Origin of the sequence: Candidatus Cloacimonas sp., assembly GCA_035403355.1 — a bacterium.
GTDB lineage: Bacteria > Cloacimonadota > Cloacimonadia > Cloacimonadales > Cloacimonadaceae > Cloacimonas.
Window position 1 is genome coordinate 19564 of the sequence record DAONFA010000035.1, and the last position, 3896, is coordinate 23459.

A 3896-nucleotide genomic window follows, 5' to 3' on the forward strand; every position below is an offset into this window, starting at 1 on the left:
AAAAGAGAAAAAGAGAAAAAGAGATTATTTTACAAAGAGAGAAAGAGAAAAAGAGATTATTTAACAAAGAGAAATACTCACTTTTTTTATTCAATTTCGCTATTTTACAATCTTGCCATTTCACCTTCTCGCTAAATTCATTCTCAATTCTCAATTAAATCTCTTTTTCTCTTTCTCTCTTTTTCTATTTGTTAAAAAAATTAATCTCGCTATCTCTCTCTTTCCATCTCGCCATCTCGCCATCTCGCTATCTCGCTAAATTAATTCTCAATTCTCAATTAAATCTCTTTTTCTCTTTCTCTCTTTGTAAAAAATCAATCTCGCTATCTCGCTTTATCCATTCATCATTGCTAATCCAAGCATTTTTTCACCGTAGCAATTAGTGATGCAGTATCCAAGCCAGCCCAATGGTAGAGTTCATTTGCTTCACCGGATATAGGATATTGCTTAATTCCAATTTTAACCAGTTTAGCGCATAGCGAATTGGTCGCCAAACCATCTGCAATAGATGTTCCCAAGCCACCATTAACGGAATGATCTTCCACACTGAAGATTATCCCTTTACCGGCAGATGCCTTCAATTGAGCCAAATCCAAATGCAAGGGTGAAGAAACATATAGCAATTCCAGAAAAATACCTTCTTCCCGTAAAGTATCAACAGCTTTAACGGCTTTGGCAACAGGAGTTCCACAAACCCACATACTGCCATCATTTCCATCTCTAAGAACATCAGCTTTGCCATAAACAAAGCTGTAATCAAAATCATATTGCAGAGTTCCATCCATTTTTTTCAGCACCGGAAGTTTAGAGCGTCCCATTGTTACCAGAAAATTTCCCGGTTTATTTATCAGCCAGCGAATTATTCTATCGGTTTGATTAGCATCGGCAGGGCATATTATTTTAAAACCAAACAGATTTCTTGCCAGAGAAATATAATCAATACATTGATGAGTTTTTCCGTCGGCACCAACATCTATGCCTGTATGGGTAAGCACCGTTTTCAGGTTAGTGTGGTTAATATCGTTCAACCGCTGATTATTATAGACCTCGGCAATGCCAAAAATCCCGAAATCACTCCAAAAGGTCTGTATTCCACAAACGGATAAAGCTCCTCCCATTACACAGGTATGCTGTTCCATAATTCCGCACTGAAAAAAGTTTTGGGGACTAACTTGCGCAAATTCTTCGGTCTTTACACTTGTAGCCAAATCGCAATCCAAAACCACAATTGGCGTTTCGGCATCAGTATTTACTTTAGCTAAATCCGCAATAGCTTTTCCCCAAGCACTTCTGCAATCACAATCTGTTTCATAACGAAAGTGCTTGCCAATCTTATAATCCGGCTCAAAAGTAAAACTATTTTGCGGCTTATTTTCCGGTTTAAAATCCAGGCGTAGTTTGCGGTATTTTTTCAGCTCCATCTCAGTTCCCAATTCTTTTAAGGCATCTTCTAATTGGGCTTCGGATAAAACTGAACCATGATATTTCGCATTATTTTCCATAAAGGAAACACCTTTGCCCATTACAGTATGTGCTAAAATCAAAGTCGGTTGCTTAAATGCCCGGGCATTATCAAGAGTAGAAAGAATTTGGGGTATATCATGGCCATTAACTTCAATCACTTTCCAGCCATCTGATTCCCAGTTTTTACGGATATTTTGAGGCATAACATTATGGATGGAACCGCTAATCTGCAATTCATTATAGTCAATAATAGCGATTAAATTATCCAGGCAATATTTAACGGCAAAGCGTCTTGCTTCGCTAATCTGGCCTTTTTGCTGTTCTCCATCACCCATAAAAACATAAACATTATAGGAAATTTCATTTAGTCGGGAAGCAAGGGCAAAACCAGTTCCAGCAGATAAACCTTGTCCCAAATTTCCGCTGCTCCATTCCACCCCGGGAACTCTGCGTTCTATATGCCCTTCAAATATACTTCCCATCAAACGGTATTGAGCAATTGCATCGTTCAAATCAAAATAACCCATCAAGCCCAAAACGCTGAACACGGCAGGAGAAATATGTCCATTGCTGATAATTACTCTATCTCTATCCGGCATTTGAGGTTCAGAAGGATTATGTTCTATAGTATTATAAACGCAAAGCAGAAGGTCAATTGAGGACATTGATCCTCCCGGATGACCCGAACCCGCAAGAGTAGTCATTGTTAAAATTGCTTTTCTTGCCTGCTTTGCCTGGGTACTAATTCTACTAATCAATTCTTGTGTATAAGCTGGCATTTGTTTTTCCTTTACTTGTTTTTACCTGATATAAAAGATTATCCCCTTCACCAAATTACGGTTTGGTGAAGGGGTATCAAAAATGGTGGAGCATAGCGGGATCGAACCGCTGACCTCATGACTGCCAGTCATGCGCTCTCCCAGCTGAGCTAATGCCCCACAGAAAAATCAATTCATAAAATAACCTCTTTTCCAAAAGGCAGAATCCTGTCAAGCAGAAACTGCAACACTTTGAGATTACACTCACCTAATCAGTTGATTTTCAAGTAGATTGAACAGATAATTTTGCCACCGGAAAATTTGCTTGATGGGTTGTTTTGACTCCAATTTTTTTTACCTGCCTTCAATGTAAACACACACGCCTTTTATTTCTACTTAGAACCGTTCTACAATTGGGTTCTGATTCCATAAATTGTGAGTTTAGACAATAGCTATGCATCATTGCAAGCGGACTATCCATTACCCGATACTTAAACGGTATTGAATATCAACTCTGCAAAGCAATAACCGCAGGAAAAGGACTTCTGACAAATAAACGGTATAATAATCTCCCAGCCCTATATATCGTAAAGACCGGAGCAGGAAATTTTTACTTTACTAAAAAACGGCTTACCGTTAGCAAATTGACTTAATATCAGTCCCAAAGAGAATCCGAAATATTTCCAATAAAACTCCGATATGACTCCCGTATCTTTCTCGTATCGCGATATGGGAACGATACGGGAATCTCATTTGCAGCATAGCGGAAATAAGAAGGAAGTGATACTTCTTGTTTTAACTCACAATTTTTCAGATTTCAGACCAGCTACAAAGCGGTTGTAAGTGAACTACAAGTGTGGGGTGTGGTTACATTGAAGGCAGGTAAAAATTGTAAGTCAAAACAAGCTGTTTGTTTTGACTCTAAACCGATTCTTTTTGTGGTTGCAACTATATGCAGAAGCAACAGGAAATTTCGTTCGTTGCCTTCAACTGTCAAAGCTGAAGCTCGGTTTAGAGTTAAAACAAAAATTCGCCCCGAAACAACCATTCCTGAACAATTCCAACCCAACCCTGCAAATATGAAAAAGGACATTTTTTCACGATTGTGGAATTTTAAGGATTGGTATGGCTTGGTTGTAAGGACGCGTGCTTTTTGTTTTAACTCACAATTTTCAAGTTTGGAGACCAGCTATAATTAGGTTATAAGCGCAAATATTTGGGGGGTGTGGTTACATTGAAGGCAGGTGAAAATAGTAAGTCAAAACCTACCGCCGCTTGCATCGTTAATTTTGTGAAGAGCTTATTCCGGTTTAGGATGTTGTTGTGTAGTCGGAGAATGCTGAAATACCTCTTTTTTTCTTGTGGAGGAACGCTGTCCTCCGGCTACACCAATCCGGAGGAACAAAATTAAAAAAGATGCTATTTTCGTTTACTACAAACGGCAACAAGCGAAAGTTATTGACAAAATTCACCCCGTTCAGGTTTTGGATAATAAATATACGGGGTGTAGCGCAGCCCGGTTAGCGCACCTGCTTTGGGAGCAGGGAGTCGGAGGTTCGAATCCTCTCACCCCGACCAATATAAGTAATTTTGGTAAAGGGCGCTTAGCTCAGTTGGGAGAGCACATGCTTTACACGCATGTGGTCGGGGGTTCGAGTCCCTTAGCGCCCACCA

Annotated in this window: 2 protein-coding genes and 3 tRNA genes; 3 read left to right on the plus strand and 2 right to left on the minus strand. The window is 39.5% G+C overall.

The window, feature by feature from the left end; translation table 11 throughout:
• Positions 1-350: 350 nt before the first annotated feature.
• Positions 351-2243 (minus strand): transketolase, encoded by a 1893-nt coding sequence (locus tag PLE33_08095; GenBank protein HPS61206.1) that lies wholly within the window; start codon positions 2241-2243, stop codon positions 351-353.
• Between the two features lie 83 nt (positions 2244-2326).
• A tRNA-Ala gene (locus tag PLE33_08100) sits at positions 2327-2402 on the minus strand.
• 692 nt (positions 2403-3094) lie between these two features.
• On the opposite strand from PLE33_08100, the gene PLE33_08105 reads away from it, so the two are divergent.
• The 3 genes from PLE33_08105 to PLE33_08115 all read left to right on the plus strand — a co-directional run bounded on the left by PLE33_08105 (position 3095) and on the right by PLE33_08115 (position 3896).
• Positions 3095-3421: a hypothetical protein gene (locus tag PLE33_08105; protein HPS61207.1), complete on the plus strand. Its 327-nt coding sequence runs from the start codon at positions 3095-3097 to the stop codon at positions 3419-3421.
• 301 nt (positions 3422-3722) lie between these two features.
• Positions 3723-3800, plus strand: a tRNA-Pro gene (locus PLE33_08110).
• Between the two features lie 20 nt (positions 3801-3820).
• A tRNA-Val gene (locus tag PLE33_08115) sits at positions 3821-3896 on the plus strand.